General features: G+C 56.8%; 17 protein-coding genes. 13 read left to right on the top strand and 4 right to left on the bottom strand.

Going from position 1 to position 22,715, the window contains the following annotated elements:
• Window positions 1–409: 409 nt before the first annotated feature.
• Window positions 410–733: an IS30 family transposase gene (locus J2T21_RS19915; protein WP_444939673.1), complete on the top strand. Its 324-nt coding sequence runs from the start codon at window positions 410–412 to the stop codon at window positions 731–733.
• Between the two features lie 214 nt (window positions 734–947).
• Here J2T21_RS19915 and J2T21_RS19920 read toward each other — a convergent pair whose 3' ends face one another.
• Window positions 948–2,174, bottom strand: a complete 1,227-nt coding sequence (locus J2T21_RS19920) for a CDP-glycerol glycerophosphotransferase family protein (RefSeq protein ID WP_307583876.1) — start codon at window positions 2,172–2,174, stop codon at window positions 948–950.
• A 131-nt stretch (window positions 2,175–2,305) separates the two neighbouring features.
• Here J2T21_RS19920 and J2T21_RS19925 point away from each other — a divergent pair, with 131 nt between their 5' ends.
• Window positions 2,306–3,694, top strand: coding sequence for a stealth family protein (locus tag J2T21_RS19925; RefSeq protein WP_307583878.1), 1,389 nt, complete (start codon window positions 2,306–2,308; stop codon window positions 3,692–3,694).
• A gap of 81 nt (window positions 3,695–3,775) precedes the next feature.
• A complete protein-coding gene (locus J2T21_RS19930; RefSeq protein WP_307583879.1) occupies window positions 3,776–4,009 on the top strand; it encodes a hypothetical protein in 234 nt (77 codons plus the stop codon).
• 371 nt (window positions 4,010–4,380) lie between these two features.
• Here the strand turns inward: J2T21_RS19930 and J2T21_RS19935 are convergent, their stop codons facing one another.
• Window positions 4,381–5,316: a GT-D fold domain-containing glycosyltransferase gene (locus J2T21_RS19935; protein WP_307583880.1), complete on the bottom strand. Its 936-nt coding sequence runs from the start codon at window positions 5,314–5,316 to the stop codon at window positions 4,381–4,383.
• A 486-nt stretch (window positions 5,317–5,802) separates the two neighbouring features.
• Between J2T21_RS19935 and J2T21_RS19940 the strand changes: the two genes are divergently transcribed.
• The 7 genes from J2T21_RS19940 to mutM all read left to right on the top strand — a co-directional run bounded on the left by J2T21_RS19940 (window position 5,803) and on the right by mutM (window position 14,735).
• Window positions 5,803–8,766: a bifunctional glycosyltransferase/CDP-glycerol:glycerophosphate glycerophosphotransferase gene (locus J2T21_RS19940; RefSeq protein ID WP_307583881.1), complete on the top strand. Its 2,964-nt coding sequence runs from the start codon at window positions 5,803–5,805 to the stop codon at window positions 8,764–8,766.
• Window positions 8,767–8,843: 77 nt separating this feature from the next.
• The gene (locus J2T21_RS19945) at window positions 8,844–10,517 is read left to right on the top strand and encodes a stealth family protein (RefSeq protein ID WP_307583882.1); all 1,674 of its coding nucleotides are present in this window, start codon (window positions 8,844–8,846) and stop codon (window positions 10,515–10,517) included.
• 62 nt (window positions 10,518–10,579) lie between these two features.
• Window positions 10,580–12,190, top strand: coding sequence for a methyltransferase domain-containing protein (locus J2T21_RS19950; RefSeq protein ID WP_307583884.1), 1,611 nt, complete (start codon window positions 10,580–10,582; stop codon window positions 12,188–12,190).
• A 143-nt stretch (window positions 12,191–12,333) separates the two neighbouring features.
• Window positions 12,334–12,897, top strand: coding sequence for a YceD family protein (locus J2T21_RS19955; RefSeq protein WP_083411287.1), 564 nt, complete (start codon window positions 12,334–12,336; stop codon window positions 12,895–12,897).
• Between the two features lie 2 nt (window positions 12,898–12,899).
• Window positions 12,900–13,103, top strand: coding sequence for a 50S ribosomal protein L32 (rpmF, locus tag J2T21_RS19960; protein ID WP_007273166.1), 204 nt, complete (start codon window positions 12,900–12,902; stop codon window positions 13,101–13,103).
• A 9-nt stretch (window positions 13,104–13,112) separates the two neighbouring features.
• Window positions 13,113–13,814: a ribonuclease III gene (gene rnc, locus J2T21_RS19965; protein ID WP_307583885.1), complete on the top strand. Its 702-nt coding sequence runs from the start codon at window positions 13,113–13,115 to the stop codon at window positions 13,812–13,814.
• 3 nt (window positions 13,815–13,817) lie between these two features.
• Window positions 13,818–14,735 carry a bifunctional DNA-formamidopyrimidine glycosylase/DNA-(apurinic or apyrimidinic site) lyase gene (mutM, locus tag J2T21_RS19970; protein ID WP_307583886.1) on the top strand — a complete coding sequence of 306 codons (918 nt, stop codon included), beginning with the start codon at window positions 13,818–13,820 and terminating at the stop codon, window positions 14,733–14,735.
• 26 nt (window positions 14,736–14,761) lie between these two features.
• Here the strand turns inward: mutM and J2T21_RS19975 are convergent, their stop codons facing one another.
• On the bottom strand, window positions 14,762–15,580 hold the full coding sequence (locus J2T21_RS19975) for a serine hydrolase domain-containing protein (protein ID WP_307583887.1): 819 nt from the start codon (window positions 15,578–15,580) through the stop codon (window positions 14,762–14,764).
• A 136-nt stretch (window positions 15,581–15,716) separates the two neighbouring features.
• Here J2T21_RS19975 and smc point away from each other — a divergent pair, with 136 nt between their 5' ends.
• A complete protein-coding gene (smc, locus tag J2T21_RS19980; RefSeq protein ID WP_307583888.1) occupies window positions 15,717–19,301 on the top strand; it encodes a chromosome segregation protein SMC in 3,585 nt (1,194 codons plus the stop codon).
• 48 nt (window positions 19,302–19,349) lie between these two features.
• Here smc and J2T21_RS19985 read toward each other — a convergent pair whose 3' ends face one another.
• On the bottom strand, window positions 19,350–20,624 hold the full coding sequence (locus J2T21_RS19985; protein WP_307583889.1) for an MFS transporter: 1,275 nt from the start codon (window positions 20,622–20,624) through the stop codon (window positions 19,350–19,352).
• 36 nt (window positions 20,625–20,660) lie between these two features.
• Between J2T21_RS19985 and ftsY the strand changes: the two genes are divergently transcribed.
• A complete protein-coding gene (gene ftsY, locus J2T21_RS19990; protein WP_307583890.1) occupies window positions 20,661–21,848 on the top strand; it encodes a signal recognition particle-docking protein FtsY in 1,188 nt (395 codons plus the stop codon).
• Between the two features lie 178 nt (window positions 21,849–22,026).
• Window positions 22,027–22,686 carry a hypothetical protein gene (locus tag J2T21_RS19995; protein ID WP_307583891.1) on the top strand — a complete coding sequence of 220 codons (660 nt, stop codon included), beginning with the start codon at window positions 22,027–22,029 and terminating at the stop codon, window positions 22,684–22,686.
• The last annotated feature ends 29 nt before the right edge of the window (window positions 22,687–22,715 follow it).

Consider the following 22,715-nt stretch of genomic DNA (forward strand, 5'->3'; position numbering starts at 1 on the left):
GTGAGAGTTTCCTCGAAGGACCCACGGTGGCCGCGCCCGTTTCAGGAACGTACAGGTCACCGGTGGGTGTTACACCACTCTACGGGGCACTACTGCTGCTGGTCCCCATCGGCAATATCACTGGCCCCAAAAGTGTCGAATATTCACTGAGGTCGGTGCTGCGCCAGAGCATTTGAGGCGTTGATCTAACGGGTGCGGTCCTGGCTCATGGATTCACGGGCGTTCACCAGGATCCGCAAGCCCTAGCGGAAGAAGAATATGTACCCAGCGGAACGCACGAACTGGTTCCGGGACCCCGCGGTTAACACTTCCGAGTGCCCCGGACGGGGTTGAGGACCGCGCCGTCCCAGGCCACTGGGAAGGATGATTTAGTGTCCGGGCCGACAATCAATTGCACATCGGGACCCGGGTGGAGCGCACCACCCGGGTCGTCATGCTCGTCGACCTGCCAGTGGACCACAGGCCCGAATCCGTGCGCGACGGCAAGATCAAGACCATGGGCATCCTGCCGGCGCACCTGCGCGGATCGCTGGCCTGGGACCGGGGTGCGGAGATATCCAAGCACGAGGCCTTGATCCTCGCACCCAACATGGACATCTATGTCTGCGACTCGGCCAACCCATGGAAACGAGGCTCCAACGAAAACACCAACGGGCTGATGCGCCAATACTTCTCCAAGTGCACCGACCTGAACGTCCACGGACCGCAGGCACTGGAATCCGTCGCGAAATAGCTGAACGCGCGTCCTCGCAAAATACTCGGCTGGTGTATCCCCGTCGAGCGACTTCTTGATCTACCAATCGACACCTGACATCAGGTTTTGCATCGACTCTTCGGCTTCAAGTAATGGTCAGCCTTCAAGTAATGGTCAGCGGGGATTGCCGCCCATCGTCACTTTAGAACTGCCACGGACAGCGCTCGAAGCGGATTGACTCGTGCGCCCTCGCTTACTCCCGGGCTTCCGTGTCCGTTAGTGCGACCGCTGCGTCGATGAATCGTTCCGTCGCCCGGCCCAAGGCCGGATCCCCAAACACATTGTTGCGCAGGGACCGTTGATCCTTGAGGGGCCCCGACGTGCCCAGGGCAGCAATAGCATTCAGCAGAGCGCTACCGTGATCGTCGTCGAGCAACTGGCGTACATGCTGAGTGGCCAGCGCTTGCCCGGGTGTAAGCTTTTGCGACATCGTAGTCGGCGCATTGTGGAATAGCAGGAGAGCCACATCCAATCCTACGCAATCCATCGCTATCGCGGAGATATCGCAAAGCACGATGTCGGATTCCAGAATGCTGGGTGTTGAATCGCCGGCCGTGTCGACACGATGCCCCGCCTCGGGCGATGTGTGCGTGGCGACGGCAATGGCCTTCTCAATGTGGACCAGCGCGCTCCGGGCCTTCGCCGAACAGCTTCCAGTCTTGGGGTGCGGTCGGAATATGACCGTAAAGCGCTTGTCGTTCAGCAATTCCGAGACTAGACTCTCCCCGATCGCGGTAATTGAGCTATATGCCATGTTTTGCCCATCCCCCTCCCAAGTTGGGGCGTAGAGGACCCTAATGCGTGATGTGGGACGCTCCGCTGCGGCCCGCTCGCATTGAACATCGAGCTGGGGTCGGCCAATCTCCACAAGATTGGTGGGATCAAAGCGTGGGACGTTTGACAGAATTCGATTCCGGGCAGCCTGGCCGGCTATGAAAGCAAAGTCGTACGCCTTTAGCTGGTTGGAAACCATCGATGACTTCTCACTCTCACCGTGGCTTAAGTGCACATGTGCGGGACCATTGACCCGCAGCATCGTGAAGTTAGCTTGTGAATTGTTGACGTAGAAGATGCCTGCCGTTCCCCAAGAAAGTAGGGCGGTTTCAATTTGGTCCATGGAACGCGTTTGAAGTATCGGGAGGGCGGTCTGTTTGGCCAATTGCCGAGCGCTAAGCGCGTTCATTGCAATCAGGCATACTCCATATCCGCGATTCCGAAGGGCCTCGAACGGCGCCGTCCATTGATTGAGCTGATAAATTTGGCTTGGCCCATCTGCGTAAAAGACCACGAAATCGATGGAGTCCGTGGACTTTGGGGAGCCTTGGCGCAGCTTGCTGCGGAACGCTTTTTCCACGGCCAACGTCTGAAGCTTGTTGAACATGAGGCGAAACTGTCGTATCAGTAGTTCGGAGTTGGTCACGAGACCATCCTATGTCCGTCCCCTTGTGGATCGTGGACGAGTTGTCTTCGGCCATGTAGAAAACTGAATAGACTGTTTGGGTCTCCTATGTAGCCATTCGTGTGGAGAGCGATACTTTGAAGGATGTGACTATGGGTCTTCTACCTCGTTGGAAAAGCCTTGTGGGAGGACTTGTTCCACCCCGGTATTGGCGGCAGGCCATCGAACTTGCTGACAGGAAGACCCCTGCTTCGAGCATTCCCATGGCTGATCTTCGAGTTCTTCAAGTGGAGGCCTTCGAAACCGGTTCGCTCGGTTTTGCACTCAAAGTCCAGTGGGTCGGCAACGAGGCGCGGGTTTATGTCGACCCTCGCGACTCACAAAGAGTAACCGAGTCCCTAAAATCGCAGGGATTCGTTCTGGTTCCGATTGCCAAAGATTCCCTCGACCCTGCAGCTATTGCAGGCTGGTCCTGTGCTACGAAGTCTCAGGTTGGTGCCCGCATGGATCTAGTTGAAGCTATCGGGGTACGCCTTTTGGTGATCCCTGGAGGTAGGCGACCGGCAAAGCAATCCATACTTGACGTATTGGAACCAATCGATTTGGTCTATACGTGGGTGGACGGCGCCGATGAAACGTGGCAGGCCCGACGACGTGAATCCGAAGCCTGCATTGAAGGAGAGCTTCCACCAACTGCAAACGATGCTGCACGCTACATGTCCCACGATGAGCTGCGTTACTCGCTTCGATCGGTCGAGGCGTTTCTTCCTTGGGTCAATCACATTTACGTGGTCACGGCGGGACAACGTCCGGACTGGTTAAACGAGGACCATCCAGGTATTTCGGTGGTGGACCATGAAGCTATTTTTGAAGACCTTGACGCACTGCCTACTTTCAATTCCCATGCCATTGAAAGCCAAATCCATAGAATCCCGAATCTGTCGGAGCGTTTTCTCTATGTCAATGACGACGTCTTTTTCGGGCATCTACTGGGCAAGCAGGTATTCTATACGGCCGCCGGATACCCCAAATTCGCGTTATCGGAGGGGCGCTTTGACCTCGAGAAGACCGCAAATCTTCCGGTAAATATCGCTGCGCAGAACAACAACCGGCTCCTGGAATCGATGTTTGGGAAGGCAGCGGCCCACAAGTTTAAGCACGTTGCCCATGCCCAGCTAAAAAGCACGCTTGCCCGCATTGCAGTAAATCATCCAATTGAAACCCAAGAAACAGCCAGGGCCAAGTTCAGGAGCGAAAATGATCTGTCGATCCCGTCAGCGCTTGCACATTACTATGGACTGGCCCTAGGCGCCGCTTATCCCGGAGATGTCGACTACCGGTATGTCGATCTTGCGTCGGGAGACGTTCACCTGAAACTCACGAAGTTGTTCTTCCAGAAACGTCCTCAAATGTTCTGCATCAACGAGGTTAGTGACGAACTTCGTGACCAGATCGAACGAACGTGCGTGATTCATGAAATTCTGCAGCGATTGTTTCCCTGGCCCTCCTCGTTTGAAATGCTGGGGAAGCAGCCCAAATAGGCCGCCGAGAAAGACTCGCTCCAGATCCAATGAAGAGTCGAACCGGCTTCCGAGCAGGTCTAAAAGGGGTCCCCGCCAACATTGAACGTCAAAGTTCCAGTATTGGCCTATTGCGGTGAATCGGTGGCTAATCAAGAGATGGAATACGGTGGGTTGGTCTACTTTTGCGTGGTTGGCTACGTGGTGTTCCCATTTGGTCCCTACGTGTCAATCGTCGGGCACCTCGATGGTGTGTTGTTGACGATCATTCCTGATGCTGCCAGCAGACAGAACAGAGCCATCAGGCTGATCCATGCCTCGTATCAGGGCGACTGATGAAATCACCGGTCTCTGCAGGGGTCCATCCATGGGCTTCGTCTGCTCGCAGGATGCACAGCGTTAGCAGTCCACTACCTCATACACGTTAACCCCAATTTCCGAATCTTTCAGTGGGATGTCTGAACTTCAGCCCCCTCTCGCCCCCAACCTCAATCCACGGCCGCGGACAGCTCTGTTCGTTGATGCCAACAGGGAAACGTGGCTTATTGAACCCCGTATGGCCCACTCCCTTCCAGTGGGCCGTCGTCTCTTTCAGGATGCCCACGCCGCCGTCTAGGTGCCCCCAAAATCAGCCTGCCAGAGCTCCGAATAGGAATGACCCGAGTCCTTTCCTGTGGCCGTACGAAAGCTAACGGCAGGGGAGAGCCTTAGGATGAAATGGGCTGCTCTTCAGGAAAAAGTTCACCTCTGAAAACATTCCTGTAGCTCGCTGCTATGTGTCCTATGTCGATGGCTTGGATCCCATGCACATTCAATCGATTAGCCACGATCGTTCCTGCTGGTCCCAGCGCGATAAGCGCGAGGTCCTTGCCTGTTTCCAGCGTCTTCTCAACCACTCGATCGATATCTGCAAATGCGTGTGCCGGCAAAGACTCGATGGTTTCGAAGCCTGCCAAAGTATCGAAGAGCTGCGGGATTAGCTCAAAGCGCGACCCCTGGCCTGCCAGAACTGCTGCCTCGCGTCCCGCCCAAACGGAGCGCCAAGCGTCAACGCCCTCATGTCCGTGAAAAGAGAAGAAAAGAGGGCGCGTTACGTGACTGTCCCCAAAACTATCAACGGCAGGAAGGGCGGGGGCGATGAAGTGCCAAAGTTCGGCGAAAACTCCAGACCAATGGGCATTGCCGAATATGTGTGGCATTCCGAGCAATAGGTTCTGTGATGGTGTGGAAAGAACTTCCTGCAATTCCGCGGTGAGTCGAGCACTGTTTTTTTGGAATTTAATGTCAAATTCCGGTCTGAACATCAACCGTAGTTCACCGTCGCCAAATCTGGCAAAACTTAGACGCTGATCTCGGATTCTCTCTACGGTCTCCAGTAGGCCAAGCTGACGTGTGCCGATCAGACTGGCGATTTCCTCGCGCAGCGGGAGCATTGACGCCAGTCGAATGTTTTCGAGTGCTGCCTGCTGCGCGTTGACGACACGCAAAATCTGTCGGTTGACTTCGAGCTGCTGCTCAGCCGTTTGAAGTCCCGAACGCAGGATGGCGTTTTGCTCGTCTATCCGGCGTAGCACTCCTTTTCGAAATTTTGGCGTATTTGCCAACGTACTTTTCAGATTTTCAATGGCTGCCAAGACATTCATCAGGACTCCGTTGGTAGGGGAGCTGCAAACACAATAATGCATCGTCAGGCAGCTGCGATCGGCACAAGGAGCATGAATCAAGGCCAGATCGTTTGACGGACTGAATCCACTATCTCCGAAATTATGTTCATCATAACTCGCGAACTTAATTTACGTTCAACCCGGAAGTCGGCAGTGGTCCTTTGACTGCATGCGCTGTAGAGGGCATTTGTTCGCTGACACCATTTGCCACAGTTGTGATCAGGATCGAATTTCCGGCTGGAGGGCCTTGAATAGGGTGTGGGTGTGTCTCAAGGCTCTGGTTGCGCGAGTGCCACAGTTTCGTTAGATTCCTCATGGCTGACGGTGGATAAGTCCGGGCTGATCTGGCTCGTCGGATGGCAATCGCCCGCCTTGGAAGGGGTGCCGCTCCCTTTCAGCTAATGAAGCGTCCGTAGGCTTCGTTGTAACGAGTGCTTGTTATCTGCGAATCGAATACAGGTTCATATGCCCGCGGCGATCAGTGGACGATACATGAACGGTTGGCCCGCCGAGGCGATATATGACTACCACGACGTGGATGTTAATGGTCATCAGGGCGGGGTAGAAGCCCGTCAACTGGGCGCCCACAACATATTCTCGCTGCATACGCCTGCGCCCAAACGCCTGCACCGGCAGTGCTACCCTTGGCCAGTCTCTATGGCACCATCAGGTCCCCGATGCCAGCACCTGCGGCCATCACCACTACAATCAATTACTGTGTATGCTGCATCAGAAAAACAGGTCAACCCGTTTGTGTCGAAAAGATCTCGAGTGGTTGGTGAGGAAGTCCCACCCAAGATTTCAGTTGTATCTGCCGTCTACAACGTAGAAGACTACATCGGCGAGTACTTGGACTCATTGGATAGGCAGACTACGCCCAGCACATTCGAGGTAATTCTGGTGCTCGACGGCTCGACGGATTCTTCCGAGCGCATCGTCCGCGAGTGGGCCGAACAAACTGCGCTATCCCACTCCATCCTCACCAAAGTCAACGGTGGACAGGCGTCGGCCCGAAATGTGGGCATACGGGAAGCTCATGGTGAGTGGATCACTTTTTGCGACCCGGATGACTACCTGGCCGAAGACTACTTCGAGAATCTCACCGCATTCATGGAGAAGGATCCATCTAACCACGCTTCGATGTATGCAACACGAGTCGTTGGATTCGACGAAGCGAGCGGAACGGTCTCGGCATCACATCCACTCAACGGGCGGTTCCGCGACGGAAATCGCTTTGTGAGCTTGGAACGATCCCCTAGCTTCTTCCACATGAGCGGGGCGACCGCTGTGGTGAGGAGTAGCGAACTAAAGCGCCTTGGTCATGAGTTCCAGGAGGAACTCACCTTCAGTTTCGAAGACGCACACTTCGTAGCGGCGTACTTGCTGCAACAACCAGAACCCGTAATAGGTGTTGTGGCCAACAGCGACTATTTCTACCGGCGTCGTGCCGCAGGCAATTCCTCAGTTCAAACGTCCGCATTCAAGGAAGAGAAATATGGTGCTGTGCTTTCGCATGGGCACCTGGACCTCCTTGCTCGCGCCAAGGCCATATCTGGAAGAGTTCCAATGTGGTTGCAGCTCATGCTCATTTATGATCTGCTCTGGTACTACCGAGGGGATCGAAGGGTCGGGGCACCCTCGCGAAGGATGGATACCGCTGTCCTAGAGAACTTCCACAAGCTCGTTACGGAAGTTATGGGTGATATTTCAGAAATCGCCATCCACTCTTTCGAGGTCATGCCAACGGACAATGACTTGCGTAACGCTTTGATACTGGGATACAAAAAACCGGAGCACAGACCACAAGAAATTTACGTGGAAAAGCTCGATATTGATCAGCAGATGACCCTCCTGCATTATGTCTATTCCGGATCGATGCCAGAAGAGACTATTACGTACAAGGGTAAGCAAGTCATCCCACGTCATGCCAAGACGAGAACGATGACTTTCTTGGGGAAGACGCTTTTCTCCCACAGATACATTTGGATTCCGGCCGACGGGACTTTTGACGTGGCGCTCGACGGTGTGCAACGGCAACTTATAATTGGGCGTCCGCGCCGCGAGCATTATAGTCTCAGGCCCTACACCGTGAGTAAGGCCTTGGCCGGCGTGGACCTAACTAGGCCTACATCCATCCCAAGGACCACTAGATCTAAGTATCTGCCGGTTCGAGCAGTTCGCAAGGCTCAGCGTATTGGGATGGATTATCGCCAGCGGTTGTTGGATGCCTGGAAGATGAAGTCGGACGAGGAAAGAAAACTTCTTCGGTTGGCCGATACTCCGAAGGTCAAGGCAAAGTACCGCAATTCCTGGATCTTCATGGATCGTATATATCGGGCCAACGACAACGCCGAGCATCTTTATCGGCATATCTCCAACAAATACCCGCGCGTCAATACATGGTTTGTGCTAGATCGGCACTCGCCTGACTGGGATCGACTGAGCGCAGGGGGATTCAAGCTCCTCGAGCACGGATCGGAAGATCACAAACTTGCGCTCATGAACGCCAAGATTTACGCTTCTTCACACTTGGACAAGTTCGTCACCGATCCGCTTTCCGGGCTTCTCGCCAGCAGGGCCCGCTGGAAATTCGTATTCCTTCAACATGGTGTTACAGACCATGACCTCTCTTATTGGTTCAATACCAAGTCCATAGACTTGCTGGTGACCAGTACCGTAGCGGAGCATGAATCAATTGTCGGGAACGATACCGCGTACCGTTTTTCCACGAAGGAAGTCAAGCTTACCGGTTTCCCAAGACATGATGCTCTGGCTAGCCGATCGACTAGACCTGCGAAGCAGTGGATCTTGGTTTCACCAACTTGGAGGCAGAGCTTGGTTGGGCCCTCAGATTCTCTTGGGCGACGTGGCCGCATACTTGGCTTTGCAGAGTCTGATTATGCGCTGTCGTGGGGGGCGTTTCTCCGTAGTCCAGAATTGGTTCGCTTCGCCGAGGACCACGGACTACGCATCGGGCTGCTTCCACATCCGTCGTTGGCAGAATATGTCTCTGAAATGGATCTGAGTCCGGATGTGTCAGTCTTAGATTGGGATGACAAGCCCTTTGCTGAATTCGTTCATGAGAGTGCGGTGCTAGTAACCGACTACTCGTCCACAGCATTTGAAGCGGCCTACTGTGGAGTCCCAGTCGTTTACTATCAATTCGATCAGGAAGCCATCAAGGCAGGATCCCACACATACGATGTTGGATACTTTGATTTTGAGGATCATGGCTTTGGTCCAGTCACAGTTGATGCGGATACTGCTGTAGCTGCAACCGTGACTTCCATTGCCGGTGATCCCGACCCAAAATTCGCTGCACTAACTAAACTGACATTCAAATACGTTGATGCCGGGAACTCAGAACGCGTTTACCGTGAAATGACTAAACTGATTCGACCTGCGAGACTGAAAGAAATTATTCAATAGCAGTTTGAATTTTATCTCCCTTTCAGTGTCATTCCAAACCCCGCAATCATCCTTGATTCTTATGTAAAGGGATAATTATGAACAATTTCTCAATTCGTTCCGTAATGCACCGCTTAGGAGCGAAGAGCATAATTGAACGTTCCTTGGGAGCGGACGTCTACCGGGCGCTGCGGGCGAGGGGGCTTAGGACCGAGAGAAGGGTCAATCGTCTGCAAGCCAAGGTGACACAGCGAATCGTTAACTTAGGCCAAAACGTTGCGGGGGAGGACATCGTCCGCAGAAACGGTGTCTCCTGGGTTGTAGTGCGCCAGATGACTCTTCCCCAAGCCATTGAGGCAAACTACCGTCTGGTTACTGACGCTCTCGACTCTATGAGTCTCTCCTGGTGGTTGATTGACAGCACCCCGACTCGGAATGCCGTGGTCGGGGTGCCCGAAGACTCGAGAGAACTCGTCTTACGTGCGTTGTCTGCCCTGGGCTCCAATGCCCCGGTATATACGGGGGTGATAAGCGCGCCCGTCGTTCTTCGACACATCACCAATGCCGCGGCGGCGAACGAACTAAAGACTGCCGAAGTGATCAGCGTATTGATGCCCAAGATAGTTGGCGATTCGCCGCTTCGGTTTGGCATCGAAACTGCTTGCCAAATTGAATTCTGGCAGTTTGACGAGACAGGCCAAGCTATGGCTCCTCGGGAAAACCGTGCATCTCGCGTGCTTTCACAGCAGGACTTTGCCCTCGTGAATGACGACGCCATGGTTTCAAATGTGCAGATTCCAAATGTACTGAAAAAGCGGATGCTGGACGATGTGAGTTTTCCCGTCGATGCTGTCTACACTTGGGTTGACGGTGAAGACCCTGAGTGGATTGATTCCAAACAGCGGGCGGAAGCGGAGATCTCTGGGGTTGAGTACCATGGCGAAGCCAATCATGTGGCGCGCTTTCGGTCCCGAGACGAACTCAAATACTCTTTGCGTTCGCTGGAGATGTACGCACCCTGGTTTAGGCACATATACATTGTCACGGCAGGGCAGGTCCCAGAATGGTTGAACACGGATCACCCGAAGGTCAAACTCATTGATCATCAGCACATCTATCCGGATTCCACATATCTGCCAACGTTCAACAGCAATTCCATCATCTCGCGGCTCCATCACATTGAAGGGCTTAGTGAGCACTACGTCTACATAAATGACGATGTGTTTTTTGGCAGGCCTCTGGCGAAGGACCGGTTCTTTTTGCCGAGTGGAATTGCGAAGGTGTCACCGTCCAGAAATCGGCGTCCGTTCGGATCCCCAACTGCCCATGACGAACCACACTTGAATCTGACCCGCAACATGAGGACCTTACTCGAGAAGGAATTTGGTGTGACGATTTCGCGGGCCATCAAGCACACCCCACATCCCCAGCTGCGGAGCGTCCATTTTGAAATGGAAGCCAAATTCGCAGACGCCTATGAACGGACGTGGTCGAGCCGCTTTCGCCACCACCAAGACATTGTGGCGGATCAACTCCACCATTATTATGCCCAGATTGTTGGGAAAGCCGTGCCCACAAACTTGCGATACAACTACATCAATATCCTCGATGACCAGTATCGGGGAACCATGGAAAACACGCTCCGGCTACGTCACCGAGACACTTTCTGCATCAACGATGCGCCAGTGGATGGGGCCGCGCCGATCCCCGACGAAGAAGTCAACAACTTCTTGGAAAATTACTTTCCCGTGAAGTCAACTTTTGAAAAATAGAAATATGTTTCGATTCATTGCAAGAAACAGACATTTGTTGAACTTATGTAAAGGATTGTTGTATGCGTAGTTTATTGAGGTCGCTGGCGAGGGTTCAGACGTCGAGAAAAGTCGGCCACGTAGAACGGTATGAAAAGCAGGGGATCGATGGACGCATCAGATTGCCCAAGGGTGTAGAGCCACCTGTCTATGTTGAGCTGTTCATCAATGAAACGCTGGTACTTAAGGCGCCGGTGGTTCCGAACGGACACGATTCTGGAACCTTCAAGATAGGTGTATACGATGTTTGGCGTTTTGCTAAACGTACCGACCGCGTATCGGTGAGGTACGCAGGCCATTCCTTGGTGATGCCAAATGGCGAGCTATTTAGCCACCCGGCCAAAGATGGTAAAGAAAACGAAGTAGCGCTCAAGAGAAGGCTTGCGTCAGGCCAGGCGTTCGACTTAGACGGCAAGGTTACGCATCTCCCTAAAGACTTGGATCATACCTGGCAAGATGGCGTGCTCTCGCTTTATCAAGTAGTAGATCGCGTCATACAAGAAGTTACAGGTTCCAAATCGTTCATTTATAGCGGCACGCTGCTCGGTTATGTGCGGAACAACGGCTTCATTCCTCATGACAAGGATATGGACTGCGCGTATGTCAGCAAGGAGGGTTCCCCATCCGAAGTGGCAAGCGAATTTGCTGCACTTGGCGAGGCCCTCATTGCGGCTGGATATCAAGTGACTCCGAAAGCCTCCTGCATCTCGGTGAGGGAATCGACCGGCTCTAAAGTCATGGTTGATATTGCGCATCTCTTTGTGAAGGCAGACGGCTGCATCGGATTCCCCTTTGGGACTGTTGGGATGGAAGCTGTGCCGCCACAAGACTTCGAGCCTGTGGGAACGGGTCAACTGAGTGGATTCAGCGTTGGGATCCCCGCGAGCCCGACGGCTGTCGTAGCGCACGTTTATGGTGAGGGATGGGGAACTCCCGATCCGGATTTCAAATGGTCTGAGCGGAGGCAGCGGCGCGACGCACAAGCCCTGCTTTCTTATGCCCAGCGTTCACGAATTGCCATGGATGACTTTTATTCGCGTCCGGCGGACCAAACACCGTCGACGTTTGCGCATTGGTTGGTGGGCTCAGGTCTGGTGCCAAAATTTGCTCGGGTCGTGGATATAGGGTGCGGTAACGGACGTGATTTGTTCCACTTGCAAGGGCTTGCCACCGAAGTCGTAGGCCTTGATCGGAGTGACTATGCAGTCCGCGCTGCACAAACGCGTGTTCACTCAGCAAGCGAGATTTTCGTTGAGCGAGGCGACGCTCTGGTGCCGGGCACCATCGGCGCACTGGCCACGAAGGACCGCAGTGAAGCGCAAGGTCGTGTGCTGTACTACCACCGCTTCTTCCTCAACGGACTAACCGCTTCGGAAGAGGACGTCCTCTTCGCTGAACTTGCTGCTTCATGTACGCCCGGCGATTACGTTGCATTCGAGCATCGGACGGATCAGGACAAAGACCTAAAGAAGGCACTGTTTCGGTCATACCGGCGATTTGTCTCCCCGGCTGAGACCGTTGCATCCCTCGAAGCGCACGGGATGGCTATCGTTCACTGCGAAGCGGACCGCGGGCTTGCGTCATACGGACGCGAAGACCCACATGTTGTGAGGATCATCGCAAAACGGGTCTGACACCCCGTCGTTGGGGGGCCCCGTTTGGGATCTCATGTTCGATCAGGCTAAGATGTAATGTCGGTCTATGTTCTACAGGAGTCATCATTAGCGAAAAGCGTTCAGATCGTTCGTCGTCACACGGCATCGATCGCAGTTCGCCCTTGGTTTTTCTAACCAAGGATCTCGGGCGCAGCCCGGGAAACATGACGACCCTTGATGAGGTGGTCGCCGCACCGGCTGAAATCGGTGTTGCACTCATCGGAGTCCGTGAAGGGTCAGAGATTGACCTTGATCTGAGATTCGAAGCCGTGCATGAGGGTATTCTGGTTTCCGGAATCGCCACCGTCGAAATCGACGGTGAATGCGGCCGGTGCTTGGAAGCTATCGCGTATGACTTCGATGCCGACATTCAAGAACTTTTCTACTACGAGGGCTTACACGAGTTCACCGAAGAAGAAGAGCTTGACCAGTACCAGGTTGTAGATGATCGCATCGATCTCGAACCTGTGCTCCGGAATGCAGTGGTGACCGCGCTGCCGTTCCAACCGGTATGCCGGGAAGACTGTGCAGGGCTTTGCTCCGAATGTGGAAAAAGCCTGAATGAGGATCCTGAGCATCACCATGAGGTCTTGGATCCTCGTTGGGCAGCGCTTGCCGGGCTGACCGACATCGTCGCAGAGGACGCGACACAGAGTACACATTCAGTCGAGAGAGAAGAGAAGTAGCCGTGGCTGTCCCGAAGAGGAAGATGTCCCGCTCAAACACTCGCGCCCGTCGCGCCCAGTGGAAGGCAACCGCGCCTACCCTGGTGAAGACCATGGAAAATGGTCGCGTCACCTACAGCCTGCCGCACCAGGCAAAGGTTGTCACGGATTCCGCAGGCACCGAGCTGTTCCTTGAATACAAGGGTCGCAAGGTCGCAGACGCGTAAGTCTGTCTGATGCCTTCAACAGAAGAGCTTTTGAAGCGTCTCGGGGTCGATATTGACCCCGAGACGCTTCGTCTTGCCCTCACACACCGTTCTTACGCCTACGAGCATGGCGGCATTCCCACCAACGAACGCCTCGAGTTCCTGGGGGATTCGGTCCTCGGCTATGCCGTCACCGACCATCTCTACAAGAACTACCCGGATCTGCCCGAAGGCGATCTGGCCAAGCGACGCTCAGCAGTGGTCAGCACCCGTGCCCTGGCGGGCATAGCCCGTTCCCTAGGCGTGGGGGAGTTCATCCTCCTGGGCCAAGGCGAGATTCTGACCAATGGCAAGGACAAGTCGTCCATACTTGCCGACACCATGGAATCCCTTATCGGCGCCACGTTCCTGAACCACGGCATTGAAGTTGCCCGGCAAATGGTCATGCGCCTGATCCTGCCGCTGCTGCACGACGTGGACGTCTTGGGCGCCGGCACCGACTGGAAGACTGCCATCCAAGAGATTGCCGCAGCCAAAAAGCTGGGCAACATCGAGTACCGGGTCACAGGTTCCGGCCCTGACCACCAACGCACGTACCAAGCAGTGCTGCACATCGGCGGAACTGCCTACGGCGCCGGAACCGGACCTTCAAAGAAGGAAGCCGAACAGGAATCCGCAGCAGTGTCGTGGAAGATGGTTCGCCCACATGACGATTCCGCCGAAGCCAAATAGGCAATGCCAGAGCTGCCTGAAGTAGAGGTGGTGCGGCGCGGCCTGGATGACTGGGTTGTTGGCCGCACCATCGAATCGGTCCAGGTCGTCGATCCACGCTCCGTTCGACGACACGTGGATGGTCCATCCGACTTCGCCGCGAGCCTCACCCACGCACGCATCGCAGCTGCCGTGCGCCGTGGTAAGTTCCTCTGGATGCCGTTGGACGGCTTGTCCATCCCCAGTGCCTTGGTGGCACATCTGGGCATGAGCGGACAGCTTCTGGTGGAGGAACCCGCCGCGCCGGATGAAAAGCATCTCAAGGTGCGCCTCGAACTCTCTGGAGAGCCCAACAAACCCGGCCAGTTGCGTTTCATTGACCAAAGGATCTTTGGTGGCATGTTTCTCTCGCCCATGGTGCAAACCGGTGACCAATTCCCCGGTGGAGTGGGGTCCGAGGATCCTTTTATCCCGGAGGCTGCCGCGCACATCGCTCGGGATGTGCTGGACCCGGCGTCCACTCCCGAAACGCTCCATCAAGCCCTGCGCAAGAAAAACACACAGCTCAAGCGGGCCATACTCGACCAGCAAGTGATCTCCGGTGTCGGCAACATCTACGCCGACGAGGCGCTGTGGGCCGCCAAGCTCCATGGGCTGCGCTCCACGGCCACGATCCGCCGCCCGGACGTTGCCCGGCTTCATGCCGCCCTTGTAGACGTCATGGGCAGGGCCCTGGACGCGGGCGGGACCAGCTTCGATGCCCTCTACGTCAATGTCAACGGAGCTTCCGGATATTTTGACAGGTCTTTGAATGCCTACGGTCGTGAAGGCAAGCAGTGCTTGCGCTGTGCCGAGCAGGACCTTGTCTCGCTGATTCGTCGCGATCCGTTCATGGGTCGATCTTCCTACAGCTGCCCTCGGTGCCAGCGCAAACCCCGCTAGACTAACCGCCCAGCGGGGCTGAATCTCTACCGACCCCTGATCTCGGAGACAACCTCGTCGTTGAACGGTGTCCACGCCTCGACGGCCCACGGACCGAACGGCTTGTCCGTCAACGTCACGCACGCGGCGTCCAACGCCGGGTCTACCCACAGGAAGGTCCCGGCCTGGCCGAAGTGTCCATAGGTCTCAGGTGAATTGAGCAGCCCGGTCCAGTGCGGGGACTTCTCGGAACGTATTTCGAATCCCAGGCCCCAGGTATTGTCAGTTTGGCGCCCGTATCCGGGCAGGATCCCGGGAAGGCCCGGGAACACCACATGAGTGGCTTGGGAATGGGTTTGTACGTCCAGGAGCGTGGGACTGTGCAATTCGGTTGCGAATTGGACCAGGTCGCCCAATGTGGAGGTTCCGTCCGCCGCGGCACTGCCGTCCAGTGACGTTGAATCCATACCCAGGGGTTGCAGGACCGCCTCACCCAAGTAGTCGGCGAAGCTCATTTCCGTGGCCTGTTCCAGGGTCTCTGCAAGCACCTCAAAGCCGACATTCGAATACAATCTCCGAGCACCGGGGGAAAAGCGCACCTTGCGTTCGGCAAAGTCGTAGCCGGAGGTGTGTGCCAAGAGATGCTTGACAGTGGACCCCTCGGGGCCGGCCGGGGTGTCAAGCTCAAAGGCACCCTCTTCCAAGGCCACCAGGAACGCATAGGAACTGAGCAACTTGGTGACCGAGGCCAGCGCAAAGCGACGATCCGCATCGCCATGCGATCCCAAGACCGTTCCGTCCGCGGCGACAATGGCGGAGGCCGCGTGTGTCGAAGGCCATGAATCGATGGCCAAAAGACTCTTCAAGGGGTCTGCTCCTAGCATTCGTGATGAAAATACCTGCATGCCGGGCTTGACCTACGCCATCGAGTCGGAGCGACTCGATAGGATGGAAGGCAGCCCACCGACCACTTTAGCCACCAAAAACCCAGGACGCCCCAACGTGCATTTGAAAACACTCACCGTTCGCGGATTCAAGTCGTTCGCCTCGGCGACGACCTTTGAATTCGAACCGGGTGTCACCGCAGTGGTGGGGCCCAACGGTTCGGGCAAATCAAACGTTGTTGACGCCTTGGCCTGGGTCATGGGGGAGCAGGGTGCCAAGACCCTGCGCGGCGGCAAGATGGAAGACGTCATCTTCGCCGGGACCTCCGGCCGGGCGCCCTTGGGGCGCGCCCACGTTTCGCTGACCATCGACAACAGCGATGGCGCGCTTCCTATTGAGTACGCCGAAGTCACGATCTCGAGGACGCTGTTCCGGGCAGGCGGCTCCGAGTACGCCATCAACGGCAATTCCTGCCGCCTGCTGGACATCCAGGAACTCCTGTCTGATTCCGGCCTGGGCCGCGAAATGCACGTCATCGTCGGCCAGGGGCAGTTGGACCGGATCCTGCATGCCACACCCGAGGACCGCCGCGGTTTCATCGAGGAAGCCGCCGGCGTGCTCAAGCACCGGCGACGCAAGGAAAAGACCGTACGCAAACTCGACGCCATGCAGGGGAACCTGAACCGGCTCGAGGACCTCACTGGTGAAATCCGCCGCCAGCTCACCCCATTGGGAAAACAAGCCAAGATTGCCCGCCGCGCGCAGGCCGTCCAATTCGATGTTCGCGATGCGAAGTCGCGACTCATGGCCGATGACCTGGTAGCCCTGCGAGCGGCCCTTGAAAAAGACGTCGCTGATGAGGCCAGCCAGCGAGCTGCCCAGCAGGTGGTCCAGGGACGGCTCGAGGAATCCAGGGCCGAATTGACCCGTCTGGAGGTGGCCGCCGCACATGCCACCCCGGCACTGAACAAGGCCCGGGACCTCTGGTTCGGGCTGACGTCCACCCGAGAGCGCTTCAGGTCCCTGGGTGCCTTGTCAGCCGAACGCTCCCGCCTGCTGGGTACCGACGGCCCCGAATTTGACCCAACCCGCGATCCCGACAGGTTGGAGTCGCAGGCCGAGCGCCTCGGCGACGAACTCGAGGAATTGGAAGAAAACCTGGAGATGCGCCAGGAACTTCTGGAAGAAGCACTTGAGGCCAAGACGGAGGCCGAGGAAGCCGCCCACGCGGAGCAACAGCGATTGACCAACGAATTGCGCACGGCCGCTGACCGCCGCGAAGGATTGGCGCGGCTGGCCGGACAGATCGGTGCATCCCGCAGCAAGGCCGAAGCCACAGAGGGGGAACTGGACCGCCTGAGGCAGTCCCTGACGGGCTGGGCCGAGCGCCGAGAAGGAACCGCGAACGAGTTTGCCGCCCTCGAACAACAGGCAGCCTCCGTCCAAAGCGGCGAAGAGGACCTCGACACAGCCTACGAGAATGCAGCCGACCGCCACGAGGCCCTGGTGGCCAAGATGGATGCCCAGCGGGCGGCCGAGCAGGAACTTGCCACCACGCTGGGTGCCTTGCGAGGAAGACTGGAGGCGCTGCGCATGGGGGCAGTCCGCAAGGATGCCTCCGAAGAAATCCTTGCCGGTGGGCACGAAGGTTTGATGGGTCGTCTTTCGCAATACCTTGAGGTCGAAAACGGCTATGAAGTCGCCGTTGCCGCTGCCTTGGGTCCGGTTGCCGAAGCCATTGCCGTGGAGGAACTTGACCACGCGTTGGCAATCCTTGGGGACCTGCGGGAAACCGACGGCGGCCGGGTGCACTTGGTCAACGGCAACCTGGATGCAGCAACACGGCCCAATGCCGCAGCTACCCTTGGAAAGCACGTCCTTGAGGTCATCGGAACCCCCGAGGCGCTGGCTGGAACGCTTTCGCACCTGCTTCACTCCACGGTGGTCGTGGCCGACCTATCCGAAGCCCGGCACCTGCTGGAGAACGACCCACATTTGAGGGCCGTGACACTGGCCGGAGACCTCCTTACCTCGGGCACCGCCAGCGGCGGGACCACAGCCGCCCCCTCATTGATTGAACAGAACGCCGCCATCAGTGAAACCGAGGCCGAGCTGTCAGTGGTTGACGAGAAGCTCGTAGCCATGCGCCTCGAAGCCGCCGAGCTCACCGCCCAGCTCATGGCGGCGGAGGAAGCCGCGGATGCGGCGCTGAGCCGGCTGCACGATTCCGATGCCAGGATCTCCGCCGTGGCCCAGCGCATGGAACATCTTGGTTCCTTGCTGCGCCAGGGCCACGGTGAGCGTGAACGCCTCGAACAACAGATCGCAGTGGCGCAGGAAAAGCTCGAAGTGGAGCAGGAAAAACTCGCCGAACTTATCGAACGCCTGGACATGGCCCAGGAAACACCTGAGGACCACGAACCCGAAACGGACCAACGCGACGAGCTTGCTGCGGCCGCCTCCGCGGCGCGGCAGAAGGAACTCGAAGCCCGGCTGGCCCTGCGCAGTGCGGAGGAACGCGCCAACGCACTTCGTGGCCGCGTCGAGTCGCTGAAGCGGGCGGCTCAGACCGAACGCCGGGCACGTGCCGAGGCACAGCGCCGCGCCGAGATTCGCCGAAGCCAGGCATCAGCTGCCCGAAAAGTCTCGGCCAAGGTCCAGCGCGTCATTTCGTTCATGGATGTGTCGATCGAGCTTGCCGACAGGGAACGCGAGCAGCTCCAGCAGCGGCGCGAAGAACTGGAATCAGAGTTATCGGTGGTTCGCGCGCGGGTGAACAAGCTGGGCCACGAATTGGCCGAACTGACCAATTCGGTGCACCGCGATGAAATGGCTCGCGCCGAACAGCGCCTGCGGATCGAGACGCTCGAGAACCGGTCCATTGAGGAACTCGGGCTCACGAGTGAACACCTCGTTGAAAACTTTGGGCCACATTTGCCGGTGCCACAGCCACCCCCCGAAGACGACAAATGGGCAGCCCTTCGCCAGGAAGTCGACGACGAGGGCAACTCGGTTCCTGAGGGAATTGCCTTTGACCGTGCCGAGCAGGAAAAACGGTTGAAGAAAGCCGAAAGGGACCTTGAGGCCTTGGGTCGGGTCAATCCGTTGGCCTTGGAAGAGTTCGCCGCGCTCGAGGAACGGCACACGTTCCTGACCTCGCAGTTGGAGGACTTGAAAAACAGTCGCAAGGACCTGTTGGACATCATCAAGGACGTTGACGAGCGGGTCGAGCGGGTCTTCACCGAGGCCTACAACGACACCGCAGCACAATTCGAGCGGGTCTTCGGCCGTCTCTTTCCCGGGGGAGATGGACGCCTCGTCCTTACCGACCCGGAGAACATGCTCACCACCGGAATCGAGGTTGAAGCACGCCCCGCGGGCAAGAAGATCAAACGTCTCTCCCTGCTCTCGGGAGGGGAAAGGTCCCTGACGGCGGTCGCCTTGCTGGTAGCCATCTTCAAGGCCCGGCCATCACCCTTCTACGTCATGGACGAGGTGGAAGCGGCACTGGACGACACCAACCTGGGTCGGCTGATCACGATCTTTGAGGAGTTGCGCGAGTCAAGCCAGCTCATTGTGATCACCCACCAGAAGCGCACCATGGAAGTTGCGGATGCGCTGTACGGGGTGACCATGCGTGGAGATGGAGTTTCCATGGTGATCAGCCAACGCGTGGAGCGCGAGGTAGTTCAAAGCGCATAGATGCGCCGAGTCAGTGCCGGGAAATCCAGTTCTGACAGAAGCAAGCATTTATTCGGGGATCGGCGATTCCTGGGTGAAGGCGTCACGTTTCTCCTTGACCAGCAACCAAGCCAGGACGCCGAAGAAGCCCAAGGCGCCGCTGACGGTAAAAGCCCAGCCGAAGCCCACCTGGTCGGCAATGAGGCCTGCAAGGATTGGGCCAATGATGGAACCAAAGTCGGTGGCCATCTGGAATGTTGCCAAGACCTTGCCTCCGTTTCGACCCTGTCCCACCACGTCGGCAATGGCTGCTTGTTGGGCCGGACCCATGAGACCGGTGCCGATGCCTCCAATGACGGATAGGGCAATGAACCACGGGATGTTGTCGACCCAGCCGATTGCGGCAGTGGAGAGCGACGCGATTGACAGTCCCACCAGAATCGGAAGTCGTCGGCCGTAGGTGTCGGTCAGCCGGCCGGCAACAGTCAACGCCGCACCGTTTCCCACCGCGAATATAGCCAGCGCGAGGCCCGCCAGCAAGGTTCCCTTTGAGGCAAATGCGGCGACAGCAAAGAGTGGGATCAATGACATCCGGACTCCAAAGGCCATCCAGCCATTGGTGAACCCGGACACCAGAGCCGCCTTGAAGGAAGCCGCGCCCCAGGCCTCCGACAGCGGGATGCGTTCAACAACGACGGCTTCTTCAGCTGCGCTCTTCTCGGTGGCCCCGCGCGAATGTGACAGGGAGAAATACACGATTGATGCGGCAACAATTAGCGCACCACCGTAGATGAAAAACGGAATCCGGAATCCCATGCCGGCCGCAAAGGAGCCAAGCACGGGCCCTGCGACATTTCCCAGCAGGAACGAGCCGGAATACAATCCGGCGATCCGGCCCCGTATCTCCCGCGGTGACATCCGGGCAATCAGGGCCATGGCCGAGACCGTGAACATGGTCGATCCCAAGCCTCCCAGACCGCGGAAGATCAGCAGTTGGGTGTACGACTGCGCAAAGCCGCACAGGATCGTCGAAGCGGCGACAATCAACACACCCGTGACATAGACGGTGGGTTCCCCCAGCCGATCGGTCAGCTTCCCGCTGACGGGTGCAAAGATCAGCCGGGCAAAAGCGAAGATGCTGACTATGACGCTGGCGGCGGCAACACCGACGTTAAAGCTGGTGGCAAATTGGGGAAGGATCGGAGCAATGAGCCCAAATCCCAAGGCAACAACAAAGGCGGCCGCGACAAGGACGCGGATTTCTCGGGGGACCGACGGCAATTTCCGTAAATCCGGATTAACCGGTTTTTCTGGGAAATCGGAAGTCGAAGCATTCTCAGGCATAGGTAAGACAAGTTTAGTCTGTGAGAAGCTAGGACAGTGTCAGAACAACTTAACTTGATCATTGTCCTCGTTGCAGTGGTTGCCGTCATCGGTATTGGTGCTGCCTTCTTCCTTGTGCGTGGCCGTAGGGCACCCAAGGGAACGTACACCGGTCCGCGCGACGCCAACGACCCAGCACCCACGCTCACCACAGATGCACCGTCCACCGAAGCCCCTGAGGCATTGGTCCCGGCCGAGGCCGCGGAAATCGAAATTGTGGACGAAACCGCCGGCAAAGTGGTCGTCCCCACCGATGTCCCCGAACCGGTCCAGGGTCGTCTGGCACGGCTGCGCGCCCGCCTGAGCAAGTCCAACACAGTCCTGGGCAAGGGCCTGCTGGCCCTTTTGAGCCAGGACAAGATCGACGAAGACGTCTGGGACGAAATCGAAGAGACCTTGCTCTTGGCAGATTTGGGCACCGAACCGACCCTTGAGCTCGTGGACGCCTTGCGGGAACGAGTCAAGGTTGAAGGCAGCCGGGACCCGCAGAGGGTCCACGACATGCTCCGTGAGGAACTTATCAAGCTGGTCGACCCGACCATGGACCGCAACTTCATCCCGGTTCGCCATGCGGATCGCCCGAACGTGATCATGGTGGTTGGCGTCAATGGCGTCGGCAAGACCACCACCATCGGCAAGATGGCCCGCGTCTTGGTTGCCGAAAACAAGGATGTCATCCTTGGTGCAGCAGATACCTTCCGTGCCGCTGCAGCCGAACAGCTGGCCACTTGGGGTGACCGCGTGGGTGTACCCACCGTCAAGTCCGACGTCGATGGCGCCGACCCGGCATCCGTTGCCTTTGAGGCAGTGACCGCGGGCATCGAGCAGGAGGTCGACATTGTCATGATCGACACCGCCGGCCGCCTGCAGAACAAGGTCGGCCTGATGGACGAACTTGGCAAGATCAAGCGAGTCATTGAAAAGAAGGCAACCGTAGACGAGGTCCTTTTGGTCCTGGATGCGACCACCGGGCAGAACGGCCTGAACCAGGCCAAGGTCTTTTCCGAAGTCGTCAACGTCACCGGTATCGTCCTCACGAAGCTCGACGGCACCGCCAAGGGCGGCATCGTCGTGGCCATCCAGCGGCAGCTCGGTGTTCCGGTCAAGCTGGTCGGCTTGGGCGAAGGCCCAGACGACTTGGCACCGTTTGATGCCGAAGCGTTCGTCGACGCACTACTTGACTAGGCATTACCTTGGGAATCGAACCCGCTAGCTAACCAAAAGGCGGCCACGCAAAGAGCGTGGCCGCCTTTTTTGATTTGTAAGGCTACTTTCTTTGCCGTCTTTATGACCAGTTTATTGTGGTTCTTCTCAATCGACAGCTATGGTTTTGCCCGGAAACACTCGTAGAAATTTGGAGATTATGAAGAAAATTCTTCTTGGAATTGCTTCTGCTGTATGCGTTCTTGGGGTTGTTGGTTGCTCTACTGGTGATGGAGCAACAACCAGCGATGTGTCAGCTCCAGTCTCGGCGGCCGCTGTGAATACCGAAGAAGCTGCAGCATCTGCTGCTGCCGCTTTGGAAGCGCAAGCATCAGCTGAAGCATCGGCAGAAGCGGCTGTAGCTTCGTTGAAGGCTGAAGAGGAGAAGGAGGCCAAGGAAGCAGCTGCTGAAGAAGCAGCGGCGAAGAAAAGGAAGGCTGCCGCTAAAGAACGGATAGCGAATGCGAAGCCGATGAGTAAACGCGATCTCGCCCGATTGGTAAAGAAGCCCGATAGCGCCACTGGAGACGTTGCCGTCTTCTATGGCACCATCACCCAATTCGACGCCGCGACCGGTGAATGTATATTTAGGGCCAACATCAGTCACGCAAAGATGTATAGCTCATGGAAATACGAACACAATTCTATTTTCGTTGGTGGCGACGGCCTTTCTGACTGTCCGAAGCTTGACGACTTCATTGCGGATGACGAGGTCAAGATAGTTGCTACGTCGATGGGCTCGTATAGCTACGACACGCAAGCGGGCGGCAATACAACCGTACCGAAGTTCAAGGTAGAGAAGATTTCCCTGCTCAAGTAGAGGACCCCTCTGTACTAGAACCGGTGATG

The sequence above is a fragment of the Paeniglutamicibacter psychrophenolicus genome (assembly GCF_030812255.1).
GTDB classification, from domain to species: domain Bacteria; phylum Actinomycetota; class Actinomycetes; order Actinomycetales; family Micrococcaceae; genus Paeniglutamicibacter; species Paeniglutamicibacter psychrophenolicus_A.

Coding starts and splice junctions, on each gene's coding strand:
- J2T21_RS19925 (WP_307583878.1), top strand. CDS start 2,306: ATGGGTCTTCTACCTCGTTGGAAAAGCCTTGTGGGAGGACTTGTTCCA.
- J2T21_RS19935 (WP_307583880.1), bottom strand. CDS start 5,316: ATGAATGTCTTGGCAGCCATTGAAAATCTGAAAAGTACGTTGGCAAAT.
- J2T21_RS19940 (WP_307583881.1), top strand. CDS start 5,803: ATGCCCGCGGCGATCAGTGGACGATACATGAACGGTTGGCCCGCCGAG.
- J2T21_RS19945 (WP_307583882.1), top strand. CDS start 8,844: ATGAACAATTTCTCAATTCGTTCCGTAATGCACCGCTTAGGAGCGAAG.
- J2T21_RS19950 (WP_307583884.1), top strand. CDS start 10,580: ATGCGTAGTTTATTGAGGTCGCTGGCGAGGGTTCAGACGTCGAGAAAA.
- rnc (WP_307583885.1), top strand. CDS start 13,113: ATGCCTTCAACAGAAGAGCTTTTGAAGCGTCTCGGGGTCGATATTGAC.
- mutM (WP_307583886.1), top strand. CDS start 13,818: ATGCCAGAGCTGCCTGAAGTAGAGGTGGTGCGGCGCGGCCTGGATGAC.
- J2T21_RS19985 (WP_307583889.1), bottom strand. CDS start 20,624: ATGCCTGAGAATGCTTCGACTTCCGATTTCCCAGAAAAACCGGTTAAT.
- J2T21_RS19995 (WP_307583891.1), top strand. CDS start 22,027: ATGAAGAAAATTCTTCTTGGAATTGCTTCTGCTGTATGCGTTCTTGGG.